Here is a 22,962-nt window from a genome sequence, read left to right as displayed (position 1 = left end):
AGGATTTTTCAGGGAAGCGTGATGACTTCGACAGTGTCGGGCAAGTTGATATCGAAGGCCGAGGGTTCCACAGCCTTGAAAATGCTGTCGGATAAAATATGAACCTGATTCTGATCATGGTTCAAATCATAATATTTAAGAGTGGTCAGGCGGGATTTGTTCAGGGTCAGATAAAGCGAATCGGGCAACTGGCTGTGGAGAGTGTCTTTTCTGACCATTAAAAACAACGTGTCTTTTTCTTCGCTGACCGTTTTGTAATATTTCTCGAGGTTCTTTATAAAGAAAAGCTCATTTTCAAACATTTCGCCCGGTTTAAGGCAGTCCCGGGTGGCCTGATTATTTTCAGACGAATATTCCCAGATACAGCGACCGTCGAAAACATAAAGATCGTCGCCGATGTCGGCCGCATAACGGCCGTCATCCGCGATTACGATATTCCCTTCGGTCGTATCGGTATCCTCAAAAATGTCCGAAAACACGATAATCCTGACATCGAATGTGAGCATTTTTGCTTCTGAGTATTTGGAAATAACCGAGTCAAGACTACTGCCAGTGGCGCTTATTCCAACCGCCAACAGGATCAGGATATAAATCGATAATGCTTTTATATTATTCAATTTCATTAATCTTTATACGAAGTTAAAGTTTAAGAGTTCAGGTCAGATAGCGACCGGGATGACTGCAATTTTTCGATATGGGAGCTGTCCACAAGCACTTCCCGGGCCTTGCTGCCGTCATAAGCCGAGACAATACCGGCCGCTTCGAGTTTGTCGATCAGCCGGGCCGCCCGCTGGTAACCGATGCCCAGCTTTCTCTGCAAAAGCGATACCGACCCTTGTTTATGCCTGACAACCGTCTGCGCCGCTTCGATAAAGAGTGGATCATCAAGATCGACATCGTCCGCTTCTTCGCTCTCTTCTTCTTCGACCGCCACCTCGACCTTTTCCATTTTGGGGAATTGATCGGTTATGAATTTGACAATGTTCTGGGTTTCATCACCTGATAAATAGGCCCCATGCAGCCGTATCGGCTCCGGCTGACCGGTCTGCAAGAAAAGCATATCGCCATTGCCAAGAAGTTTTTCGGCTCCATTGGCATCCAGGATAGTGCGGGAATCGACCTTGCTGGCCACCTGAAATCCGATACGGGCCGAAAAGTTGGCCTTTATCAGACCGGTGATAACATCGACCGAGGGCCGTTGCGTGGCCAGAATTAAATGTATTCCAACGGCGCGGGCCATCTGCGCCAGTCTTGTTATCAGCATTTCAATTCTTGAAGAAGCGGCCGCCATCATCATGTCAGCCAGTTCATCCACGATGATGACAATGTATGGCATTTTATCATCGATGTTTTTCTGCTTGGCATTATAGTCATGAATATTCCTGACCGCTTCGCCCGCCAGCTTTTTATACCGGCTTTCCATCTCCCCGACCGCGTCGGAGAGTACTTTTTCGGCCCGTTTGGGATTGGTCACCACCGGCCGGCCCAGATGCGGTATTCCGGCATAAACCGATAACTCCAGCATCTTGGGATCAATGAAAATAAATTTCAGTTCCCGTGGATGAAGCCGGAAAATAAGTGATGTAATAAGTGCGTTGATACATACCGATTTCCCCGATCCGGTGGCTCCGGCAATAAGCAGGTGCGGCATTTTGGCCAGATCGGTCACGTACGGTTTTCCCGATATAGTCTTTCCCAGCGCCAGCGGAAGGTAATTACGCGTGTCGGCATACACTTCCGAATTGATAATATCTTTCAGAAATACCATTCTGGCCTTACGATTTGGAATCTCGACTCCGATAGCCGCCTTGCCCGGAATCGGGGCGATAATGCGAATCCGCTTGGCCTGCAGGGCCAGCGCCAGGTCATCGGATAAATTGGTAATCTGATGCACCTTAACTCCGGCGGCCGGTTTGAACTGATACCGGGTAATGACCGGCCCGGGATATTTTTCTATCTGGCCGTCAATGGTCACTCCGAAGGTCTCAAGCGTATCTTTCAGCGCCTTGGCCGTAAATGATAGTTCTTCCGGGCTGACAGTCGGCCCATTGTCGGGATTATCATTCAGCAAATCCAGGCCGGGGAAGATAAAATCTTTGGTCTCGCGGCCTACCGCCACGGTCGATACCGCTTTCCGCTCGCTTTTCTTATCGCTTTTCTTCTTTTCTCTCTTCCCGTCTTTGTCGTCAGATTCACTTTCATTGTCGCCTTCATACAAACTTAAACCATCCTCATTCCGCTCCAGCGATTCCTGAAGTATTTCATCAAAATCTTCCGGCGAAGGATGCGGTTTCCGACTCCTTTCCCCGCTTTTTTCTCCACGCCCCTCGAACAGGGAAATAATAAAGGCCGGGATTGCGGCAAGCGTCCTTCCGATGCCTCGGAATATGCGCCCAACATCGAATTTAACCGGCAATCCGAATTTGATTCTCAGCCAGGGGTACCGGTAGCCCAGCGCTACCAGGGCGGCGGCAATTAATGCTCCCAATAATATCACGGAGCCGGTTTTGCCGATAATTTTGGCCGCCAAAAGAGTCAAATTGAAAAACAGGTAGCCGCCGTAGCCCTCGGCATACCCGATAGTGCGCCCGGATGCTTCGATTTCATAAATATTGGCGATCATGGTTACCAGCAGGCAGACAAACGCGGCAAACCAGATCATCGGGCCAAAATTGGACCGCCAGCTAAAATCGAGAAATTTAAGGGCAAGCAAAATCAGCATAAAAGGCAGAAACACGGAAAGCCACCCGAAAAACCAGAAAAGAAAATATGAAGTCAACGCCCCCACTGTTCCGACCTGGTTGCGGTAATCAATCATAAAGGGATTACTCTCGGCCTCGAAGCGCTGGTCGTCCCAGGCCGAATGCGTGAAAAGAGAGACCAGGATCAAGGTCGAAAAAAGAATCAGAAGGATACCCAGAATCTTCTTCTTCGTCCCTTCATTGCCGTTTTTTTTACTGCGTTTTGCCATATTTCCAACTTTTATACCAGATAGTTAAGTTAATCGGATGAGCGCCTCAGGTCAACTAAAATAAAGAAGGCAGAGATCACTCTCTGCCCTGTCAAAGATATCCGGAAACCGGAACTACTTTTTGACGGCATCCTTCAAAGCTTTGCCGGCACGGAAATGCGGAACACGGGCCGCCGGAATATTAATTTTTTCACCGGTCTGCGGATTACGGCCGACACGAGCTTTTCTCTTGCTGGTGGTAAATGTGCCGAAACCGACGAAACTGACTTTTTTGCCCTTTTTCAGATTGGTCGTAACATTCTCGAAGAAGCTTTTCAGGGCATCCGACGCCTGGCGTTTGTTGATCTTGGCGTCCGTCGCGACTTTGGCAATCATTTCTTCCTTGGTCATACCAATTTCCTCATCCTATGAAGTTAATGGTTAATGTGATTCTGATGAAAAAAACATGATTATTAAATATGAAGTCAACATAAAAAATTGAAGGGAACCCCAAAAAAGGCTGATTTTTAGCGGCTTTGGACGATTTTTATTATTACTTAAGATGAACTGAACGGAGTAATTGTGCCTGAATCCCTCTTTTCGTACTTAATTTCAGGAATGGAAATAATATTTATTTTGAACCAGTACCCCTGGTTCGAGCCCTGCGGAACCCAGTTGAATGAGGCTTCCCAGCAGTGCAGATTTTTCTTTATCATGAGATTCTTATTGATCGATTTCTGCCTGGCGATATCATAGCTCTGCGTGAAGCTGACATCGGTCGTCGGCGTCAGGGCCAGTTGCAGGCTGTAATTGATTTGATGCGCCTTGCTGAACAACGCTCCCCGCCCGGATTCACTGTAAGAATGACTGACTGATATGCTCCATCTTTGCCGTCCGGTTCCCGCGCCCGCTCTCGTCGAATCAGATCTGCTCTCGGTTGCATACTCACTGAAAATACCGCCCGTGTTAAATCGGGTGGATATGGAAAACCTCTGCAAGTAGGGCGACCACCAGCGAAGTTTGTCGGTTCCCGGCTCATAGAGTTCATGAAGCATCGAAGCCGAAATAAACATGTTAATACTTTTCAGCATACTTGAACCGAATGAGGTTGACAGGCCGGACCACTTATGCCCGACCGCTTCAAAATTATAACTGGCCGAGCTATTAACGTAAAATAAATCGTACTTCTTCGACTCTTCCCCGGATTTTACCTTTGCCTGGAAAATATTATCAAGACCGAAACTCATGGTTTTCTGTTTCGCTCCACCGGCGCCAACCCCGGTATATTTTTTGACATCGTCATTCATGGTGATTTCGGGCGCCCATGAAAAACGCACCGATGGCGTAATGACATGCCGGAGTGCCTGCAAACCGAATAAATTCGGCTCGATTGTGCCGTACATATCGGTTGATGCGGAAACTGAAGCACTATAGGCATACCGACGGTAAACCTGCGAGGCATCGATTCCAGCCGCAAGACTCTGATCGGTCTCGAATACTTTATACCATGATTCCTGATAACTGAATGATGGAACGAGTTTGAGATAGCTGATCTTTATTTGCTGCAAGCCGATCGTGGGCGTATGATGCATCGTGAGATATTCTTTACGGCTTTTGAAACCGGTCGTATCGGTCTTCCGGTCATTATAATTATTGAGGTTCACGCGATAGCCGAATGTAAATTTACTGTACCATTTGTCGATTTTCTTGCCCGAGGCATCTTTGGCCGATGAGCCGAAAATCGCCATAGTCGGAAGGCTGAAACTGGCCGTCGGGAGCCTGTCCACGCGCCGCTCCTGGTCCAGATAATCATCATGCGTGAACTGAGCCGAGAGCGAAGCATTCCCGAATTTTTTCGAAATAGACGCCTTGCTTTGCATAACCCTGTTAGTGCGGTCATCCAGATTTGTCGAATAATCCGAATAGTAATTCTTATCCGAAATAAAGGTCCCGTCGGCCTTGATGCTGAAAGTCGGCGATAACGTGTGCGAATGATCGAAGCGCAGGTTCCACCGTTTCGATTTCTGCTCATTTATTCCGATATAGCGCGCTTCATTGGCATAATTGCCGGTCACCGAGCCGGACAGGACATAGCGAAGATTATACCTGAATTGCCCCCTGTAATTGAACCCGAGATTTTCGGTATAATCCAGCGCCCCCAGAACATCCCAGTATTCCGAGGCCGCCCAGTAATACCCGACATTGTGAACATAGCCGTCACCGCGCTGATAATTGCCGATACTGAACGGCAAAAATCCCGAATGGCGGCCCGGTTTGGTGGGAAAAACATAATACGGCACGATGAACAGCGGAAGCTTCTCGACATAAAAGACCACCGGCCGGGCAATAATTTTATCTTCCTGAATCATCTTCATATTTTTCGATTGAAAATGAAAATGCGGCTCTTCGTGGTCGCAGGTGGTATAACAGCCGTCCTCCACGTAGTAAACATCTTTTTCTTCCCTGAATAGTTCTCCGCCCCGATAATAGGCCTGTTCGTACTCCGACCTGGATTTCCGGATCATCCCCTTTTCGGTGTTCATGGAATACTCCAGATATGAACCGAGTATTTCCTCGCTGCCATCCTTGAGCAAAACCGGCCGATAGACAAAAGTCGTATCATCAATCACAGTGGAGTCATCATACGCCGTGACCAGTTCGCGCGCCGTGTTATAATTGATCTTATAGGCCGTTAACGCAACCGTCTTGTTCTTCACGGAAGCATCGCCGTTGAGAGTAATAACCGAATCGGTGAGCGAGTAGCGGATGGAATCAGAAGCATATACTACCGTATCTTCGACAAATGATCTAATCGTGTCTTTGGTTTGATATTTGCCGGTAAAATACTCACCTTCAGCGCCGCCGATCACCTCGACCACCGAAAGTTCACCATTATTCATAAACAGCCTGAGCGTATCGCCCGAGACATTATTTTTAACGATCTCCGTGCTGTCAATGGAACCCGGATTATAGAATGAATAGGCCTGTCCTGAAGCCAGAATATTATCGAGCTGACCATACTTAAAGCGAAAATCTATCTCAGCCGCTTTCAGATTAGTGATATCGAAGACAGTGGAATCTTTTTGGGTCGGCTCCTTGAAATTGCCGACGCCGTTTCCGGAAACCATCACACGTTCAAGCTTCGAGTCTTTGGCATATAGAATCAGCGTGTCGCCGATAATTTCCGACTGACCTCGTATCATTTTGGGGTTTTCCAGCAAAAGCAGTATCTCATCATCGACATAAATGATGGCCCGCCCCGAATTCGATTCCGAGTCCTGCTGCTTGATAATGACATTGCCGTCGGCATAACCGATCTTATTTTTGGATTCTATCGAGATCTTGTCGGCATCGATCTGAGTCACTGCCGACGTGTCCTGGAAATTTATAAAAACCGTCGGCCGATCCCACATTCTGAAAATACTTGAGTCGCGATTATAGAAAGCATTGGTTCCTTTGGCCAGGATGGAATCCATATGAGAAATAAGCACAACCGTATCGCCGATAGCATCGGCCGAGTTACGCCGCAAATCATAGACAACCCGGTCAGCGGCCAGATTATAAACGGTGTCTTCAATATATACATCTTTGACAAGGATGATTCTCTCACCTTTTATCCAGATAGCGGTATCGGCCACAATGGTAGCCGCACCCTGACGAAAAACGGCCCCGGTGATAAAAACAGTGTCCCGGTCAAGACCGCGGATAAATTCAAACGAATCCGACTCCTCCAGGTACAGAGTCTTGTCGGCCGCGACTGCCATCCCGCAAAATAATAAAACTATGAATATGAAAAATCGAGCTGTCCGGTACACTTCAGTCCCCGCTGATTTCTTCCTTGATTATATTGACCAGAGATCGCAAAAACTCTTCCCTTCGCTCGAGCGGGATATTCCCTATTTGCGCGAAAGCCGGGCTTCCGCCCCCCTTGCCGGGATATTTGTCCATAAATAGTTTGGCCACCTTGGCGGCATTGGTCGGTAATCCTTCCGAAACTGAAATCAGCAGCTTGTCATTCGATGATAGAATGGCCACCGAGTCATAGGCCTTTGTGACCTGCATCGCCAGATCCTTCAAATCTTTCGGGTCCTGATCGTCATAGCTCTGGATGACAATTCTGATCCCGCGCACCTCATCCCCTTTTTCCTTGAGCCGTTCCACCTCGATCGGTATCAGCTTCTTATTGAGGGCGGCGATATCCCGGCGCAGTTCCGCATTCTGCTCGGACAATTTGACTACGGCGGCGTCGATACCGGTAAAATGACAGGTGAAGCGACCGGCCAGGTCGGATATGATGGCATGTTTGGCGGAATAGTCATCCAGGGCCTGCAACCCGACCAGGAATGTCACGCGCGTGTGTCCGCGTAATTTTGCGGTGCCGATAATTTTCACCAAGCCTACTTCGGCGCTGAAGCGGCAATGCGTGCCGCCACAGGCGGTATAATCGAACTCCCCGACCTGGATTATCCGGTACTTGCCTTCCAGCTCCGGAATTTTCCTGATCGGCATATTTTTCAATTCATCACGGTTATAATAGGCAATCCGGACAGGATGATTTTCGAGAATTATCTGATTGGCCAGCCGTTCGACTTTATTCATGGTCTCATCATCAATCGCCGCGGCCGACAGCTCGATCGTCGATTCCACTTCACCAAGGTGAGCGCTGACCGTTTCGGCGCCGGCCGCCTCGATAAAGGCGCGTGACAGAATATGCTGCCCCGTATGTTTGCGCATATTCTCCAGGCGACGCTCCCTGTCAATCACTCCTGCAACTTTATCGCCGACCCCGGCTTTCCAATTTTCCACCAGATGAACGACCTCGCCATGTTCATCTTCGAAGACATCAAGAACCGACTCGCCATCGAGGATTCCGGTATCGTGCAATTGTCCCCCCGAATCGGGATAGAAGGCGCTTTTCTTCAAAAGAATCTCATGACCGCGCTCGGAGTGCCGGGCACCCGCAACCGCCGACTCGAATTCAAGCAAATAGGCGTCGTCGTAATACAGTCTTTCACTCATGTTGAGGGCCTTTCATCAGTCCATATCAAATGTCCCGGACAGCGGCAGTCGGATGATCCGAATTTCTTTATAATCCGGGCGTTTTTCAGACTCTTCAGACTGTCCATATTGATTATACATTCATCCAACCGCCCATGGAAATAAAATATATCAACAATTTCGAGTTTTTCCAGCAGATAATCAATATGCCGGAATTTCTTTTTTCGGTGGCGTAGATGCCGCTGCACCCGCATCTGAAGCCCTTTTTGGGCCCGCCCGGTGTAAATATAAAAACCTGTTTCGAAATTTATTATTCCCAATGCGCCAATCCTGACTTTACATGGGCTGTCCAGCCGGGTCACAATCTGATAACAGCCGGAATCCGGCCCGCACTCAGTCAAAACTCAACTCGGTTTGTTCGGGAACAAATCTTCCGGGATTGACAGAATGAAATTCCTTGCCAAGAACAATGAGGTACCACAGCTTCTGACCGGATCTCGAGGCCGCCGCCAGTTGGAACAGCAGGAATTCGATGATAATACCGACCATGCCGCCGATTCCACCGGTCGCCTTTAGCGCCAGCCATTCGACCAACAGCCAGATTATGAAAAACGGCAGGTATGTGACAATATAATAAAGAAACAGCCGACCCAGCCTCGGCTTGAAAAAATCGGCGCCGTGCCGAAGTATTTCCCGCAGATTCTTGCCAGGGTATGCCGCGGATGCGGCCCGGGCCGAGTCGGAAAATATCGACGCCGCCGTCAGAATGAACATCATGATTAAAAACTTCAGCAACATCAACCACAAAACCGATGTCCCCGACATCTGCCCGCCGATCAGGCCGAGAAGATTGACAAAGAACATTCCTGCCGGTATCAGGAGGGCGTAAACAATCAGCATTATTAGCGTGATCTTCATATGGATGAAAAAATTGACGCCCCCCTCGGCAAATAAATCTTTCCATCCCGGATCAGCCAATTTCCTTGAGACCACCAGATAATAAAGCCCGCCATTGGCAAATTGCATTAAAATAGTATAAATTATCAGTCCGATAAAAATCGAGATTATAATCGGCGCGATAGCATCACTTTTCAGCGCTATCAATTCGGTAAAGACCGAGACATCCCAGGATTCGATCAAACTTTTGCCGAAAAGTGAAGTGGACAAAGCCGAATCTACCGTGATGAAAAGCGGCAGGGTCACCAAAAATGCCATGATGGTCTTAAAAATATACAAGTACAGCCAGAGAGATTTAATATTTAAAAGATGCCGAAATTGCGTCAATATCGCACCCATCATAACCCGCCCAGAAAACTGAAGATTGACTCTATCAGAAACATTACTCCCGATGATAACCTGAGGGCCGCGCGGCTGTCGGTCCTATCGGTTATCGAATTATTGGCGAGATTATCGTCAACAGTAATAATATTGTCAGGATCAACGATCACTTCCATGACCGGCGCCGGAAGTCGGAAAATCATTTTTTCGGTCTTCCGCTGCGGCTCCCACGCCTGATCCAGGGTGTCTCCATTGTAAAGAATCATCCTGTAATCGATCGACAGGTTCAACTCGCCCTTTTTCTTGAGGACGAACTCCGATTCATAAGTCACGGAATCGATTTGCTTATTGGCTAGGCCTTTCACGGCGTAATCAATTTGCCCCGCATGGTTAACCAGATAATCGACCGCGCTCTTAATCCCGTCCCCTCCGATCTCGCCCGCCAGCTCGACAAAATCGTCCGGTGTCGGACAGCCGAATTTATAACGATCATAATAACTGTGCCAGAAAAGCATTGATAAAGAATCACCCAGGAGATTATCAAATGTCTCGATCAGAAGCGCCCCGCGCATGTAAACTGTCCCGACATAATCGACATCATCGATGAATTCCGAGGTCGGGCGATTCAATGGGCCGTTATCGGCCGACATTTGCGAAACAAGCCGAACCTGGTCTCTTTCGGAAATCCTGAATCCGGCAAAATCCAGGACATTGGCATCGATCCCCCACACTTTTTCCATAATTTTTAGAGTGAAGACATCGCTGATGGCTTCATCCATCCATGGAGCCGCCGCCTGGTCCGAATATATGGCCCCGTAGAACCATTGATGAAGTGTTTCATGAACCACCAGCACTTCAAATATCCTCATCTTAGCCATGACTCCATGAGATGTATTGAGTGCAATCAGGCCGGGCATTTCGACCCCGCCCGCCGTGACCAGATCAAAAACAGCCAGGGTCAAGCGGTCATATGGATAGGGCCCGACATTTTCTTGCATGAATTCAATGACATAGCCGGCCGCCGTCCTGATTCTCTCGATCACGGGCAGATCGCCCGGACGGTAATAAATAACCACATTGATTCCATCAATGGAAGTGGAATCAACCTCGAAATCAGGCGCCAGCACCAGGCCGAAATCATGAGCCGGGCCGAACGAAAAATGATTTGTCACCAGCGAATCATCCGCTGCGATTATTTCAGGCGGCACGGCCGAAGCGATTTTTAGATTGCCCGGCAGGCGCAGATTAATCTCATATTGATAAAAATTGCCGACCAGTTCCGCGAAGGAATTATAATCCGGATTGTACCATGAACCGTCCTCCTGAACGATTGCCGGATATGGAAACCAGCCGTCCAGAAAATAATTCCCGCCAAAGGTCGACAAGCGGTCGCCCCGCTCCGGCAAGCGGGTACGGAAATAAACATCGACTTGTCCGCCGTTAATATTTTTCCCGGTCTTTGATCGATAGACCGCCCGCGTGTATTCGACCGTCACACCGTTTGTGATGTTGTTTCCATCCAGCAGAATTGAATCCAGGACCATCTCGCCCCATTTCCCTGAACTCTTTAATTGCTCCCTGAGAATTTTCTTCTCCAGTAAGTATGGAGAATCTTCGGAAGCATAGACATTGGGGAAAAGCTGAAGCTCGAAGGAAGACAGATCCGGCGACATCGGAAGAACAAATGTCACCGAACCGCTGATATCTTTTCTAAGTGTATCCAGGGATGCATCGACCCGGAGAGTATCAAAAGCAAAGGCGTTCCCGGCAATCAAAAGCAAAATGGCCGGGATTATTCCTGCCGCTTTAGATAACATCATTGACAAGCGATCCAATTCCTTCGATTCTGACTTCGATCCTGTCCCCGGGCTGCATCGGCCCGATGCCGGAAGGCGTTCCGGTCGAAATTAAATCGCCCGGATGAAGGGTCATGACCTTGGATATGAAAGCAATCAGCGTCGGAATGGGAAATATCATCATCGACGTCCGCGCCGACTGCCTTAATTCGCCGTTTAGATATGATTCAACCTGAATATCTTCATATTTAATTTTATCGACAATCCACGGCCCGACCGGACAAAAGGTATCAAAGCCTTTGGCCCGGGTCCACTGGACATCCTTTTTCTGCAAATCGCGTGCGGTGACATCGTTGACGCAGGTGAAGCCGAAAATATAATCCTCAGCCTCGATAGCGGCCACATTACGGCATTCTCTTCCAATCACGACACCCAGTTCGCCTTCATAATCGACGCGCGCCGCCATATCGGGATACTCGATTCTCCTTCCGGGACCAAGTAATGCCGAGGGCGGTTTGAGAAACAGCACCGGCTCTTCGGGAATTTTGTCGGCCGACTGCGACTCTTTGACATGCTCTTTATAATTAAGCCCGACACAGACTATTTTGCTCGGCTCCACCGGCGCCAGCAACCTTACAGAAGAAGGATCGTAAAATCGCCCGGTCGCTTCATAGGCATGAACCGGATTGCCGGTAATCTTCTCGATTCGTCCCTCTTCCAGTTTCCCCCACAGACTCCCCTCCGCGGCTTCAAATCTGATATATCTTTCCATCAGCCCGTTTGCATCTCCTTTAAATGTTCATACAGGCACAAGCCGTTGGCATTACTGTTATATCCGCCCTCCAATATCGACAGAACCATGCCCTTACAATGCTTGTTCGCTACATCAACCAGTCTTTCGGTCATTCGACCGAAGGCCTTTTCCGTCAGCATCATGCCACCCAGCGGATCATCCCGATGTGAATCGAATCCGCAGGATATTATTATAAACTCCGGATTATACCGAGTCAATCCAGGAATTACTTTAGTTTCAAATTCATGCAAATATTTTTCATCGCCGCAGCCGCCGGGAAGCGGAATATTAAGAGTATATCCGGTTCCCGCTCCGGAACCGCGTTCGGCGCCGGCGCCCGAACCGGGGTAAAAAGGATATTGGTGCAGGGAGACAAAAAAGAGGTCATCACGTTCATAAAAATAATGCTGGGTGCCGTTGCCGTGATGAATATCCCAATCGACAATCGCGACCCGCTTAAGACCACCCTTTTTTATCAGGTATTCCGCCGCCACCGCGACATTATTTATGAGGCAAAATCCCATTCCATGATCAAATTCGGCGTGATGCCCCGGAGGCCTTACTGCCATAAAAATCCGCCGGTATTCCTGCCGAATTATGGCTTCCGCGGCGCCTATTGCCGCCGAGGCCGTTTCCATGGCGGCATAAAATGAACCTTTGGATAGATAGGTATCACCATCGAGATACCCGCCGCCTTGGGAAGATATGTCCTGCATCCGCCTTAAATAATCCCGGCTGTGGACCATTTCGATACAGTCGGTTTCAATGGTGGCAGGCGTAATTAATTCCAAATCCCCCGCAATATCCGATTTTAATATGAAATCAACCGCCGGTTTAAGGCGAAGGGCATTTTCCGGATGACCTGATGGCGCCGGATGTTTCGCTTCCTGAATCAGTGTAATCAGACCAACTTCCATGATATTATCAAGTAAAGACAGATGGGACCGACTGTCAAGATAATAGACAAGTTACAACTTTTTTGTTTTCCAGTTCCCCTTTTTGAACCACAGGGCCAGGACAATGGCTTTGGCAAAAGATGTAATCGTCAAGGTCCACCAGATCCCGTTAATTCCGACATCAAGAGTGAAACATAATAAATATGCCAGAGGCAACCTGGCTATCGAGCCGGGAATAGATACCAACATCGGCGGCAGCGTGTTCCCGGCCCCGGTGAAGGCTCCTTCCAGCGTAATTTCTATCCCCATAAAGACTTGCGAAAGACCAAGAATGAACAAATAATCGGCCGCTATGGCCACTGCCGCCTGGTCCGATGAAAAGATACCGGCGATAAACTCCGGAACTGTCACGAAGAATACCGAAACTATGAAGGTAATAACCGCGACAATTCCCACCGAACCCCAGGCGCATCTGGCCGCCCGATCCGGCTTGCCCGCCCCCAGATTCTGACCCACCATGGTTGACGCCGCCATGGAAAACCCAAAGGTCGTCAGAAAAGACAGGGCCTCCATGCGATTGCCGATCCCCATCGCCGCCCCGGCCGTATCTCCGAAGTGATGAACGATCTGAATAATGAACCAGTAGACCACGACGAAGATTATATTCTGCAATGAAATCGGAATCCCGATTTTGGCGATTTTAAGCATCGCTTTGAAATGTGGTTTGGTGCGATGAAGCCCTGCCAGCGAAAAATCAAGCCTTCCTCTTAAAATAAGAGTCAAAAAGACCAGGGAAGCTATCGAAACCGAAATGGCGGTGGCCAGGGCCGCACCGGCCACGCCCATTGCCGGAAATGGCCCCCAGCCAAAGATAAAAAGCGGGTCGAGAAACAAATTCAAAACCGTGCCGGTGGCAAAGGCTATGGTCGGTGACTTGGTATCTCCCGAGGCCCGGAAAATCGAACCCAGGGAATCATTGATGAATAATATCAGGATGGCTATAAAAAATATCCTGAGATACGGTATTCCCAGTTCCACGACCTGCGGGCTGGCTTTCATGAATGACAGAACATCGGGAGTAAAGATAAAGCCGACCACGCTGGCCATCAGGCCGACGCTGATCGCCATTATTATCCCCTGGCGCGAATAGAACGAGGCATCTTCCATTTTTCCGGCCCCGATAGCTCTCGCTATTATGGCCGTCAGTCCGGTCACAATAATGGCGCTCACGGCAAACAGCGTCCAGGTGACAATCATCGATGTGGTGATGGCATCCTGCTCCGGTGTTCCCAGAAAACCAACCCAGAAATAGTCGGTTATATTTAGCGCAAACTCCAGGGCCATGGCGGTCACCACCGGCCAGGCCAGCCTGAGGATTGTCGACAGAATAGGACCGTCGGTTATATGTTCAACTTTCGCCATATCTTAATCAGGTCTCTGAATTACATGGGAATTTCGCCGCTTTGCCGAATATGCCCGAAGAAGAAATACTAATCCCGGGAAATAACCGGCTCCTTCGAATAATCCTGCACCAAGCTGATAAAATCAGGATAATGATCGGAAATGAGTTCAAAATTATCAAGCGTTGACCAGCCCTGCCCCGACAGCGACAGGACAAAAAAGGCCAGGGCAACTTTGGGATTCAGAAACGGCCCAAAATCGGCGCCGGTTATTTCATTGGTGCCCTCTATTACCAGTCCATCTTCCAGTATTCCGCATTTTACATTAATCTTTTCGAGATTCCCGGCAATCTCCACGAAAGGATCGATTCCCCACTCGGAAAACTCGCGAACTCCCCTGATTATCGAAGTCCCCGTTCCCAGCGAGGCCATCGCCGCCATAAACGGTATGTCTTCGATAAGGGCCGCCGCCTGCTCCCCGGCTGTCTTGCGGACCTTGAGCTCGGCTCCTTTTAAGGTCACCGTGCCGAACTGAATGCCGTCAACCGCCTTGCGGTCGGTGATGACCGGCTCGATGCCACAGGCCTTCAAATAATTGATAAACTTCGTTCTTACTCTGTCCAGCGGAATACCGTCGAAAGTAATATTTTTCTTATTCAATATTGCCAGCGCCATCAGGGCGGTTATCATGTCCGAATCGGGCGGCAGGTCGATCTCGAACCCCTGCAACTCCGTATTGGACGCCAGCCTGATTTCCTGCCTGTAATCCACTCCAGTCGTTCTAACTTTTTTTCGCGGGTCATTGGGATCCGGTTTAATAATCGGCTTGGGCCGGTCCATTTCCAAACCCGTACCGAATCGCGCGACATAATTCTGGAAAATGTCATTGGTAATCCGAATTTCACGGATCAGAACCGATTGTCCCGACACCAGCCCGAACATCAGCAGGCAATTTTTCAAAAATGACAACGATGATGTAATTCGAATGTCGATCGGAAACTCGGCCGCGGCCCTTATTACCACCGTCCGCGAATCGGCTTCATGAAAGATGTCAATCCCGTTGGCATTAAGGACCTCGACGATGCTGTCAATAATATCATGATTGACGACTTCGGAATACTTTAAACAACAGGAGCGATTCAATCCCGTCAGCATGCCCAAAATCAATGACAGCGTAAAAATTCCGCCCTTGTACTCCAGCGTATCATCTTCCGGGACATTCAGCTTCCGGTCTGCCTCCACCGTAATTCCGTTGTCATCATGGCTGAATTCAACACCCAGCTTCTTTAGAAAGCCGATGGTCCGGTTGGTATCGACTCCGGTTCCGGCATTTCTTATTACCGTCTTTCCCTTCGCCAATGCGGCCAGCATCAGAGCCGCCTGAGTCGCATTGTGGTCTCCTGAAAAGGACAGATAGGGGGGGATTATTTTAATCGGATATATTCTTGTATTCATAATTACAATCTACATTTCATCGGGGGCCTCGATCCCCATTAAATACAAACCTTCCTGAATGACAATTTTCACCGCCTTGACCAGCGCCATGCGGGTCGCCGACAGCTCGGGATCATCGGATATAATTTTGTCCATCCGACCCGTGTCATCCTTGCGCTGATACACTTTATTAAAGGCCCCGGCCAGTTCAATTAAATGGGAACCGATCAGGTATGGCTCATAATTACGCGCCGCCTCGTTGATTGTTTCCGGAAATTTATAGAGTAAATCAAGAACGCGATGTTCTTCCGGATTATCCAGCATCGAATAATTAACCTCAGCCGACGACTCGATATCATAATGCCGCAGCAGCGAGGACAGCCGGGCATGGGTGTACTGCAGATACGGCCCCGTCTCTCCCTCGAAATTAAGAACCTCATCCCAGTCGAAATTGATATCTTTCATGCGGCGGGCCGACATATCGGCAAATAACACCGCCCCGATGCCAATCTGCCGGGCGGTCTGGTCGATCAGCTCCAGATTCGGATTTTTCTCGGCGATCTTTTCGCGGGCGAGCGTGATCGCTTTATCCAGGACATCATCGAGTAAAATAATATTTCCCCTCCGGGTGGACATCGTCTGATCCTTGAATTTGATCCATCCGAATTCAACATGTTCCAGATTTTGCGAGCAGCGCTTTTCCGGCGGAACATTTTCCGCTTCTTCAAGCAATTCAATGACCTTGAAGACCTGCTTGAAATGATCCCGCTGGGCGGTCCCGACTACATATAAAGCCTTGTGAAAATTAAAAGTCTCCCAGCGGTACACGACTCCGGTTATATCGCGGGTGGCATAAAGCGTGGCTCCGTCGCCTTTGGCCAGGATACATGGCGGTAGCCCGAATTTATCGAGATCGACAATCAGCGCCCCTTCCGAAATCCGGGTCAACCCTGCTTTATTTAATCTTTCGACCACCTCCGGCATTTTTTCGTTGTAGAATGACTCTCCGGTAAAATAGTCGAAATGGATGCCGAGCATTTTATATGTTTCCTTGAAGGCCTCCAGTGAGACTTCCTTGAACAAATTCCATAGATGCGCCTCATCATGCTCACCCTGTTCCAGTCTTCGAAAAGCTTCACGGGCCTCATCGGCTAGGGATGGATCGGTTTCTTCTTCTCTATGAAATCTCACATACAAATCATAAAGCTTGAGAACGGCGTCCCTTTCAAGATCCTCTTCCCGTCCCCATTTCCGGAAAGCGACAATCATTTTCCCGAACTGCGTTCCCCAGTCACCGAGATGATTTATGCCGATTGATTTATATCCCAGTTTCTCGAATATCCGGTACAGCGAATGCCCCAGCGCCGTCGTCCTGAGATGCGCCACGCCGAAAGGCTTGGCAATATTGGGCGATGAAAAATCGATGACGATATTTCTGCCGCCGCCTTCATTCGATGAACCATAATCCTCGTCCTGGCTGATGATCAGGGGAAGTGTCGCCGAGGCCAGCGCCTCGGTGGCAATTCGGGCATTATTGAACCCGCCCACCGCGGTAAAACTCAGAAATGAGTAATCATCATTATCTCGGGTAATGCGATTTTGAGCTTCGGCCAATTGCTTATTAAGTTCCATCGGATTTTTGCCGATTTCTTTGGCCGGCGAAAACAGCGGCAGGGCGGTATTGCCCATCTCCGGTTTCTTGGGAGTTTCGAGCATCTCATACAGTCGCCCGCCATCGAATAGATAATGATCGGGTTGCTCTTCATAAAGCGAGGGCAGCAATTCAATGAATGCTTTAGCCGTACATTCGGAAATCGCAATTTTGAATTTATCTTTTGTCATCTTTTTTCCAATTCAGGAGTTGAAAACCAATCGACTCTCCGACCATCTTTATTTCAAAATATGATTTGTCATGCCAGTTTTTTTCGAATTCCACACCCAGCTCCCGATAAAGACCGGCCGCCAAATGTTTTTTTTCCAGACCGATTCTCTCGGCAAGCCGAGCCGCCTCGAAACGGAATCCGGCGCCGTCGGGGACAGTCTCGACCACCAGTTCATAAACCAACTTCGGATCAATGCTCAAATCGGGATAAAGCTCCCGCAGAATAAAATGTATCTGCCGGGCGACCTCATCCTTTTCCAGCTTGAATTTTATCTTAGCCATTATCCGCCATTATTACTTTAAAACCGCTGTCTGTTTTCCGTTCCGAGTCCCTGAAAAATATATAATACAAAATTGAAGAGAGCATGTAAAGCCCTGCCGTAATCATTAACGGCAGTGTATAGCCGTAAGCCTCGATCAGCCGGCCGCCGACAACGGTTGATACCATCCATGAAGAATTCCACCCAAACATAAATAAAGCATTGACAAAGGCTTGCTCGGATTCATCGACCACCTCCATCCCGAAATTGGTTCCGATCGGCTGCCCCAGATTCATCAGCCCCCCCCTGATAAGAAACGCAAAAAAAGCCAACTCCAGCGAATATGTATAGGCCAGGACCACCATAAACGGGATGGAAATCACCTGTGTCCAGACCAATGATCGAACCATGCCCAATTTACGGGCCAGAACCGGGCCGGCCAGAATACCAAGGAACATGGTCGCGTGGACCGCCGTAAAAAACAGACCGATCTTATCGGGAGGCTGCCCGAAACGGTCCCGAAAATAGAGATTGAGAAACGGAATAATCAGCCCGGCACCTAAACCGACCACAAAATATGGTAAAAATAGTCTGGAGTAAAGCCCCAGCCGGCTTTTCAGCAAAGATAACGAAAATATAGCCTTTTTGTCTTCGGCGGCCGGATCGGCCGCCTTTATCATCGCAAATGGAATCAAGGATGTCAGCCCCAATCCGATACTCGCCACAAAGGTCCAGCGATAAGCAGAAATCATTCCTCCTATCATCGGAGCCAGCGTGGTCACCATTTTGCCGAATAATATGGAGCCAAAGATGCTGGCCAGAAGTGATACCCCGAATGATAACGAAAAAACATAGGTTCTTTCTTCCGGCGTCGTGTTTCGCATAAAAAAAGGCGCCGCCGCCACCCGATAAAAAGTCGTGGCGATACCGGCTGTAAATGAAACGACAATCAACCATGAGGACACCGGCAGCCAGGTCAGGACATAAATCGATAAAGCATACATGGCAGTACTTATCAGGAGAATCTTTTTGAGTTTTATTCGCCGCAGGATAAATGCCGCCGGAATCGAAGTCAGGGTCATCCCGACCGCGCCGGCTGATAATACGTTTCCGATAAATGATTCCGCCGCACCCTGCTCTCGAAGATAAAGATTAAGCAAAAGCTGGTAACCGGCAAAAGTCAGTCCGATCAGAAATGAGGCAGCCAGATATAGGCGGACGTTTCGAGAAAAAAGCTGCAGATGACGCCAATAGTCGGCAATTCCTGCCGATGTTTTCCCGAATATATTGCGCCCCGCTGTATTATTCCATTCGACCGACAATTTTGATACTCCATTGAGTTTTATTCGGCGTCAAATAGATACTCGCCCTTGCAGATAAATGCAACCGGCCCGGTCAAGTAAATATTATCATCCTTTTCGGACCAGTCGATATAAAGGGACCCGGCAGGAAAAACGACTTCAACCTTGCGATTTATATAGCCATTAACAACACCGGCAACAACCGCGGCCGCCGCGCCGGTACCGGACGATCCGGTCGCGCCCGCACCGCGTTCCCAGTCATTCAGAACGACTTTGGACCGGCTGACAATATTGACAAACTCCACATTGGTGCGATGCGGGAAGTATTTACTGTGTTCAATTATCTTACCCAGTTCCTTCCAGTCGAAATCAAACCTGTCCACGAACAGAACCGTATGCGGATTGCCGACAGACAAGACGGTTACGGGAAATTTCGTTTTTTCAATTTCGATCGGGGCATTGATATGAAACTTCCCATTTGATTTCATCGGCACCCGTTTCGTCTCAAAATCAGGTTTGCCCAGAGAGACTTTGATGGAAAAACCTTTCGAACCGCTTTTAATAATCTCCGCATCGGCAATTTCATCATTGATTTCAAAAGCAAGTTTTTTCTTTCGGGCGTAATTGCTGTGGAAATATGCCGCTACAATTCTGAGTCCGTTGCCCGATTTTTCGGCCCAGGAACCGTCGGAATTGAAAAGGTCAATGCAACAATCGGCACGGCGGCTTTTTGTCAATACCAGGATACCGTCGGCGCCGACGCCGAAACTGCGATTGCAGATTTTTTCGGCAAGCTTATTATAGTCCGGCACAGCGGGGCGTTTCTTCATCAGATCGATGATTAAAAAATCATTGCCCAGACCGTGATATTTGTAAAATTCAATCTTTTTCATGAGGCTCAAGATATAGTTTTAATAATATTTGTAAAGCAAAAAGCCCCGCACAAAGGCGGGGCTGAAAACTCGAAATTTAATCGTGTCTCAGGGCAGATTTTCCCTGAACACTTTGCCCAGCCGCTCGATGGCCAGCGTAATTGTCTCCAGTGATGCATTCGAGAAATTCAGGCGGAAAGTGTTGTCACCGGAGCCGTCCGGGAAAAACGGCCGGCCGTAAACATAAGTAACCTTGTTTTCAATCGCCTTGGGAAGCAAATCCCGGCCCGACATCGGCTCCGGCAACTCGCCCCACAGGAAAAGACCGCCTTCGGGGCGCGTCCATTTTATTTCCGAAGGGAAATGCTTGTCCATCAGTTTCAGCATATGATTGCGCTTGGCGCCGTAATTGACAATAATCTTCTTAATATGATCGTCCAGCTTTTCGGCCTGGATATATTTGAATATCATGTACTGTGTAAAAGTATTGGCATGAAGATCGGCGCACTGCTTGACCTTCTCGAAAATATTTATAATTTTTGTCGAGCAATTCATCCAGGCAATGCGCAAACCGGGGGCGATAATCTTGGAAAATGTCCCCAAAGATATCACCGCGTCGCCGCCGAGCGCCTTCATCGATGGAATCGCTTTGCCTGAAAAACGCAGCTCGCCGTAGGGATTGTCATCGACAATCGGAATATTGTACTTAAGGGCCGTCTCTATCAGCGCCTTCTTCCGGTCGGTGCTCATGGTAATCCCGGTTGGATTCTGAAAAGTGGACACGGTATAAATCAATTTGGGTTTATATTTTTTGATGGCATCTTCGACCTGATCCACAATCATGCCGTTTTCATCCATTTCCACCGATGCATATTTGGCCTGGTAGAAATTGAAGGCCTGCAAGGCGCCGACATAGGTGGGATGCTCGGTGATAATATAATCGCCGGGATCGATAAAGGCCCTCGCGCATAATTCAATGCCCTGCTGAGAGCCGGAAGTGATCAGGATATTCTCCAGCTTCGTCTCGGCGCCCGATTTGGTTTCGCGCCGGGCAATGGCTTCGCGCAGCGGGACAATCCCCATCGATAATGAATACTGGGTGGCGGCCGACTGGAATTCATCAATGGCATCAACAGCCGCTTTTTTCAGGTCTTCGAGAGGGAAACTGTCGGGCGAAGGGTAACCGCCGGCCAGTGAAATGACGCCCGGCTGCGAGGAGATTTTCAGAATTTCACGAATGATTGAAGTTTCCAATTTTATCACATGCGGCGTAAAGGGCCATTTCTCCGGAACTGCCCTGGCCGTTTCTTCTGTTAACATTTCTTTATCCATAATTATAGTCCCGTTTTTAGGTTTCTGATTTGGCTTGTGATAAAGATAACAAATAGACCGTCGAAGTCAACCCGGAAAAAGAAAAATCGGATTAAACAGGAAAGCATAAAAATGGGATAAAAAAAGAATGGATTTAATCCGGTTACAGCTTGGTTCCGGCATATTTTATGACCGATTCGCCGAACCGCTCCCGGATCTGATCGATCGCTTTGCTGGTATCTTTGATTTTATTCAAGGCGGAATTTTCAATCAGGCTCAACTGGCAATTCTCAACCTTCTTTTCGAGATGAGATACCCTGATCCCGAGCAGCCTTACCTTGATTCTGGGCCCATAATCTCTCGGTATCAGCCGTTTTGCCGTCTCAAAAATCACCTTGGCCTGATCGGTCGGCTCAGTTAAGGTCCTGTCCCGTGTTATTGTCTGAAAACTCGATGAGCGTATTTTGACTGTTACGGTTCGCCCCCAGTAATTTTCTTTTCGCAGCCGTCTCGCCACCTTATCGGAAAGCCATAATAAGGTCGAATATATTTTGTCGATTTCGGAAAGGTCAGCCAGCATGGTCGTTTCATGCGACATCGATTTATCATTCGGCCGGTTTTCATAATTGTACACCTCCGAACTGTCAAGGCCACAGGCCACCACCGAGAGCCACTCCCCGTTTTTCCCGAAATGCGCGGTCAACTCCTTTTCTTTTTTGGCCGCCAAGTCGCCGACCGTCCAGATTCCGATTTTGGCCAGCGCCTGCCGGGTCGATTCGCCGACCCCCCACAAAGCAATGACCGGTCGGGGATAAAACAATCTTTTGAAATCATCACGATCCATAATCGTCAACCCGTCCGGCTTATTCTCTCCCGACCCCATCTTGGCAATCAACCTGGTCGGGGCAATGCCGACCGAACAGGTCAGCGACAATTTCTCTTTTATCTCCGCTTTCATTTGTGCTACCAGGTTTTCCACCGTTCCGAAAATCCGATGACAACCGGTCAAATCCAGAAAAGCCTCATCGACAGAAAATGGTTCCACTATCGGCGAGTAATGCTCGAATATTTTTTGAAGCATCGCCGAGGTGTACACATAGCCCCGCATCGTTCCCGGTATAAACACCGCCTGCGGGCACAGTCTCTTTGCCTGCGTGATCGGCATCCCGGAATGAACCCCGAACTTGCGCGCCTCATACGAGCAGGTCGAGACCACCGAGCGATGTCCCAGGAAGCCCCCGACAATAACCGGCTTGTCTTTCAAATGGGGACAGTTTCGGACCTCGAAAGCGGCGAAAAATGCATCCATATCGACATGCATAATCACCTTGTCCCATTCTTTTGTACGGTCTATTCCACCCATATTTTGCTTATCACCCAGCTTGTCTGGCGCTCATCGAACGTCAGTTGAAAGAAATTCGAGGAGCTGTCGACCACCGCATAATGATGCACTTTATAGGCGCCTATATCGGTTTTCCAGTCGCCGGTCACTTCGCTGATTTTGTACACCCGGTTATTCCAGCGAAACCTGACCGGCTTCATCTTGTGGTTTTCGAACAATGCCACCACCTCGACCGGCTCATCCATATCCTGGTACATCTATGTCAACTCCTTGATGCCATTCAAAATGCCTCACACCATCCCGCTTATTCTCACCACTGCATCGAAACATGAAAATTTGTAGGTCAGGAGTGATCTTGCCCCAATTTAGTGGACACTTTGAGTAGGTTGGATTACATTTAATCCAGGAGGTGTCCTGATGGAAAAGCGGCGTAGATTTGATCGATCTTT

At 48.7% G+C, this 22,962-nt stretch carries 19 protein-coding genes; all 19 read right to left on the bottom strand.

The features are described from left to right. Window positions 1-8: 8 nt before the first annotated feature. The gene (locus CVT49_07890; protein PKK83544.1) at window positions 9-623 is read right to left on the bottom strand and encodes a hypothetical protein; all 615 of its coding nucleotides are present in this window, start codon (window positions 621-623) and stop codon (window positions 9-11) included. Window positions 624-646: 23 nt separating this feature from the next. Then, window positions 647-2,971, bottom strand: a complete 2,325-nt coding sequence (locus tag CVT49_07885; GenBank protein ID PKK83543.1) for a hypothetical protein — start codon at window positions 2,969-2,971, stop codon at window positions 647-649. A gap of 114 nt (window positions 2,972-3,085) precedes the next feature. Then, a complete protein-coding gene (locus CVT49_07880) occupies window positions 3,086-3,361 on the bottom strand; it encodes a DNA-binding protein HU (GenBank protein ID PKK83542.1) in 276 nt (91 codons plus the stop codon). Between the two features lie 146 nt (window positions 3,362-3,507). After that, window positions 3,508-6,714 (bottom strand): hypothetical protein, encoded by a 3,207-nt coding sequence (locus tag CVT49_07875; protein PKK83541.1) that lies wholly within the window; start codon window positions 6,712-6,714, stop codon window positions 3,508-3,510. Window positions 6,715-6,766: 52 nt separating this feature from the next. Beyond that, a complete protein-coding gene (locus tag CVT49_07870) occupies window positions 6,767-7,969 on the bottom strand; it encodes a hypothetical protein (GenBank protein ID PKK83540.1) in 1,203 nt (400 codons plus the stop codon). Then, window positions 7,966-8,349: a DUF123 domain-containing protein gene (locus CVT49_07865; protein ID PKK83539.1), complete on the bottom strand. Its 384-nt coding sequence runs from the start codon at window positions 8,347-8,349 to the stop codon at window positions 7,966-7,968. Before CVT49_07865 ends, CVT49_07870 begins: the two co-directional genes overlap by 4 nt. Continuing rightward, window positions 8,342-9,244 carry a hypothetical protein gene (locus CVT49_07860; GenBank protein ID PKK83538.1) on the bottom strand — a complete coding sequence of 301 codons (903 nt, stop codon included), beginning with the start codon at window positions 9,242-9,244 and terminating at the stop codon, window positions 8,342-8,344. The genes CVT49_07865 and CVT49_07860 overlap by 8 nt, the downstream gene beginning before the upstream one ends. After that, window positions 9,244-11,043 (bottom strand): hypothetical protein, encoded by a 1,800-nt coding sequence (locus tag CVT49_07855; protein ID PKK83537.1) that lies wholly within the window; start codon window positions 11,041-11,043, stop codon window positions 9,244-9,246. Before CVT49_07855 ends, CVT49_07860 begins: the two co-directional genes overlap by 1 nt. Then, the gene (locus CVT49_07850) at window positions 11,033-11,794 is read right to left on the bottom strand and encodes a hypothetical protein (protein ID PKK83536.1); all 762 of its coding nucleotides are present in this window, start codon (window positions 11,792-11,794) and stop codon (window positions 11,033-11,035) included. Before CVT49_07850 ends, CVT49_07855 begins: the two co-directional genes overlap by 11 nt. Then, window positions 11,794-12,732, bottom strand: coding sequence for a histone deacetylase (locus CVT49_07845; GenBank protein PKK83535.1), 939 nt, complete (start codon window positions 12,730-12,732; stop codon window positions 11,794-11,796). Before CVT49_07845 ends, CVT49_07850 begins: the two co-directional genes overlap by 1 nt. Before the next feature lie 51 nt (window positions 12,733-12,783). Beyond that, window positions 12,784-14,133: a hypothetical protein gene (locus tag CVT49_07840; GenBank protein ID PKK83534.1), complete on the bottom strand. Its 1,350-nt coding sequence runs from the start codon at window positions 14,131-14,133 to the stop codon at window positions 12,784-12,786. A 68-nt stretch (window positions 14,134-14,201) separates the two neighbouring features. Beyond that, complete coding sequence (locus CVT49_07835; protein PKK83533.1) at window positions 14,202-15,566, bottom strand: hypothetical protein; 1,365 nt, start codon at window positions 15,564-15,566, stop codon at window positions 14,202-14,204. Between the two features lie 9 nt (window positions 15,567-15,575). Beyond that, entirely contained in the window at window positions 15,576-17,387 is a 1,812-nt protein-coding gene (gene argS, locus CVT49_07830; GenBank protein ID PKK83532.1) for an arginine--tRNA ligase, read from the bottom strand. Beyond that, window positions 17,374-17,709: a hypothetical protein gene (locus tag CVT49_07825; protein PKK83531.1), complete on the bottom strand. Its 336-nt coding sequence runs from the start codon at window positions 17,707-17,709 to the stop codon at window positions 17,374-17,376. Before CVT49_07825 ends, argS begins: the two co-directional genes overlap by 14 nt. Next, complete coding sequence (locus CVT49_07820) at window positions 17,702-19,009, bottom strand: hypothetical protein (GenBank protein PKK83530.1); 1,308 nt, start codon at window positions 19,007-19,009, stop codon at window positions 17,702-17,704. Before CVT49_07820 ends, CVT49_07825 begins: the two co-directional genes overlap by 8 nt. 20 nt (window positions 19,010-19,029) lie before the next feature. After that, a complete protein-coding gene (locus CVT49_07815) occupies window positions 19,030-19,881 on the bottom strand; it encodes a diaminopimelate epimerase (protein PKK83529.1) in 852 nt (283 codons plus the stop codon). Between the two features lie 87 nt (window positions 19,882-19,968). Continuing rightward, window positions 19,969-21,192 (bottom strand): aminotransferase, encoded by a 1,224-nt coding sequence (locus CVT49_07810; protein PKK83528.1) that lies wholly within the window; start codon window positions 21,190-21,192, stop codon window positions 19,969-19,971. Between the two features lie 142 nt (window positions 21,193-21,334). After that, complete coding sequence (locus CVT49_07805; protein PKK83527.1) at window positions 21,335-22,534, bottom strand: DNA polymerase IV; 1,200 nt, start codon at window positions 22,532-22,534, stop codon at window positions 21,335-21,337. Next, entirely contained in the window at window positions 22,522-22,770 is a 249-nt protein-coding gene (locus CVT49_07800) for a hypothetical protein (GenBank protein PKK83526.1), read from the bottom strand. Before CVT49_07800 ends, CVT49_07805 begins: the two co-directional genes overlap by 13 nt. Window positions 22,771-22,962: the final 192 nt, after the last annotated feature.

The sequence above is a fragment of the candidate division Zixibacteria bacterium HGW-Zixibacteria-1 genome (assembly GCA_002838945.1).
Classification (GTDB): domain Bacteria; phylum Zixibacteria; class MSB-5A5; order GN15; family PGXB01; genus PGXB01.
This window is presented reverse-complemented; position numbering and strand designations above follow the sequence as displayed.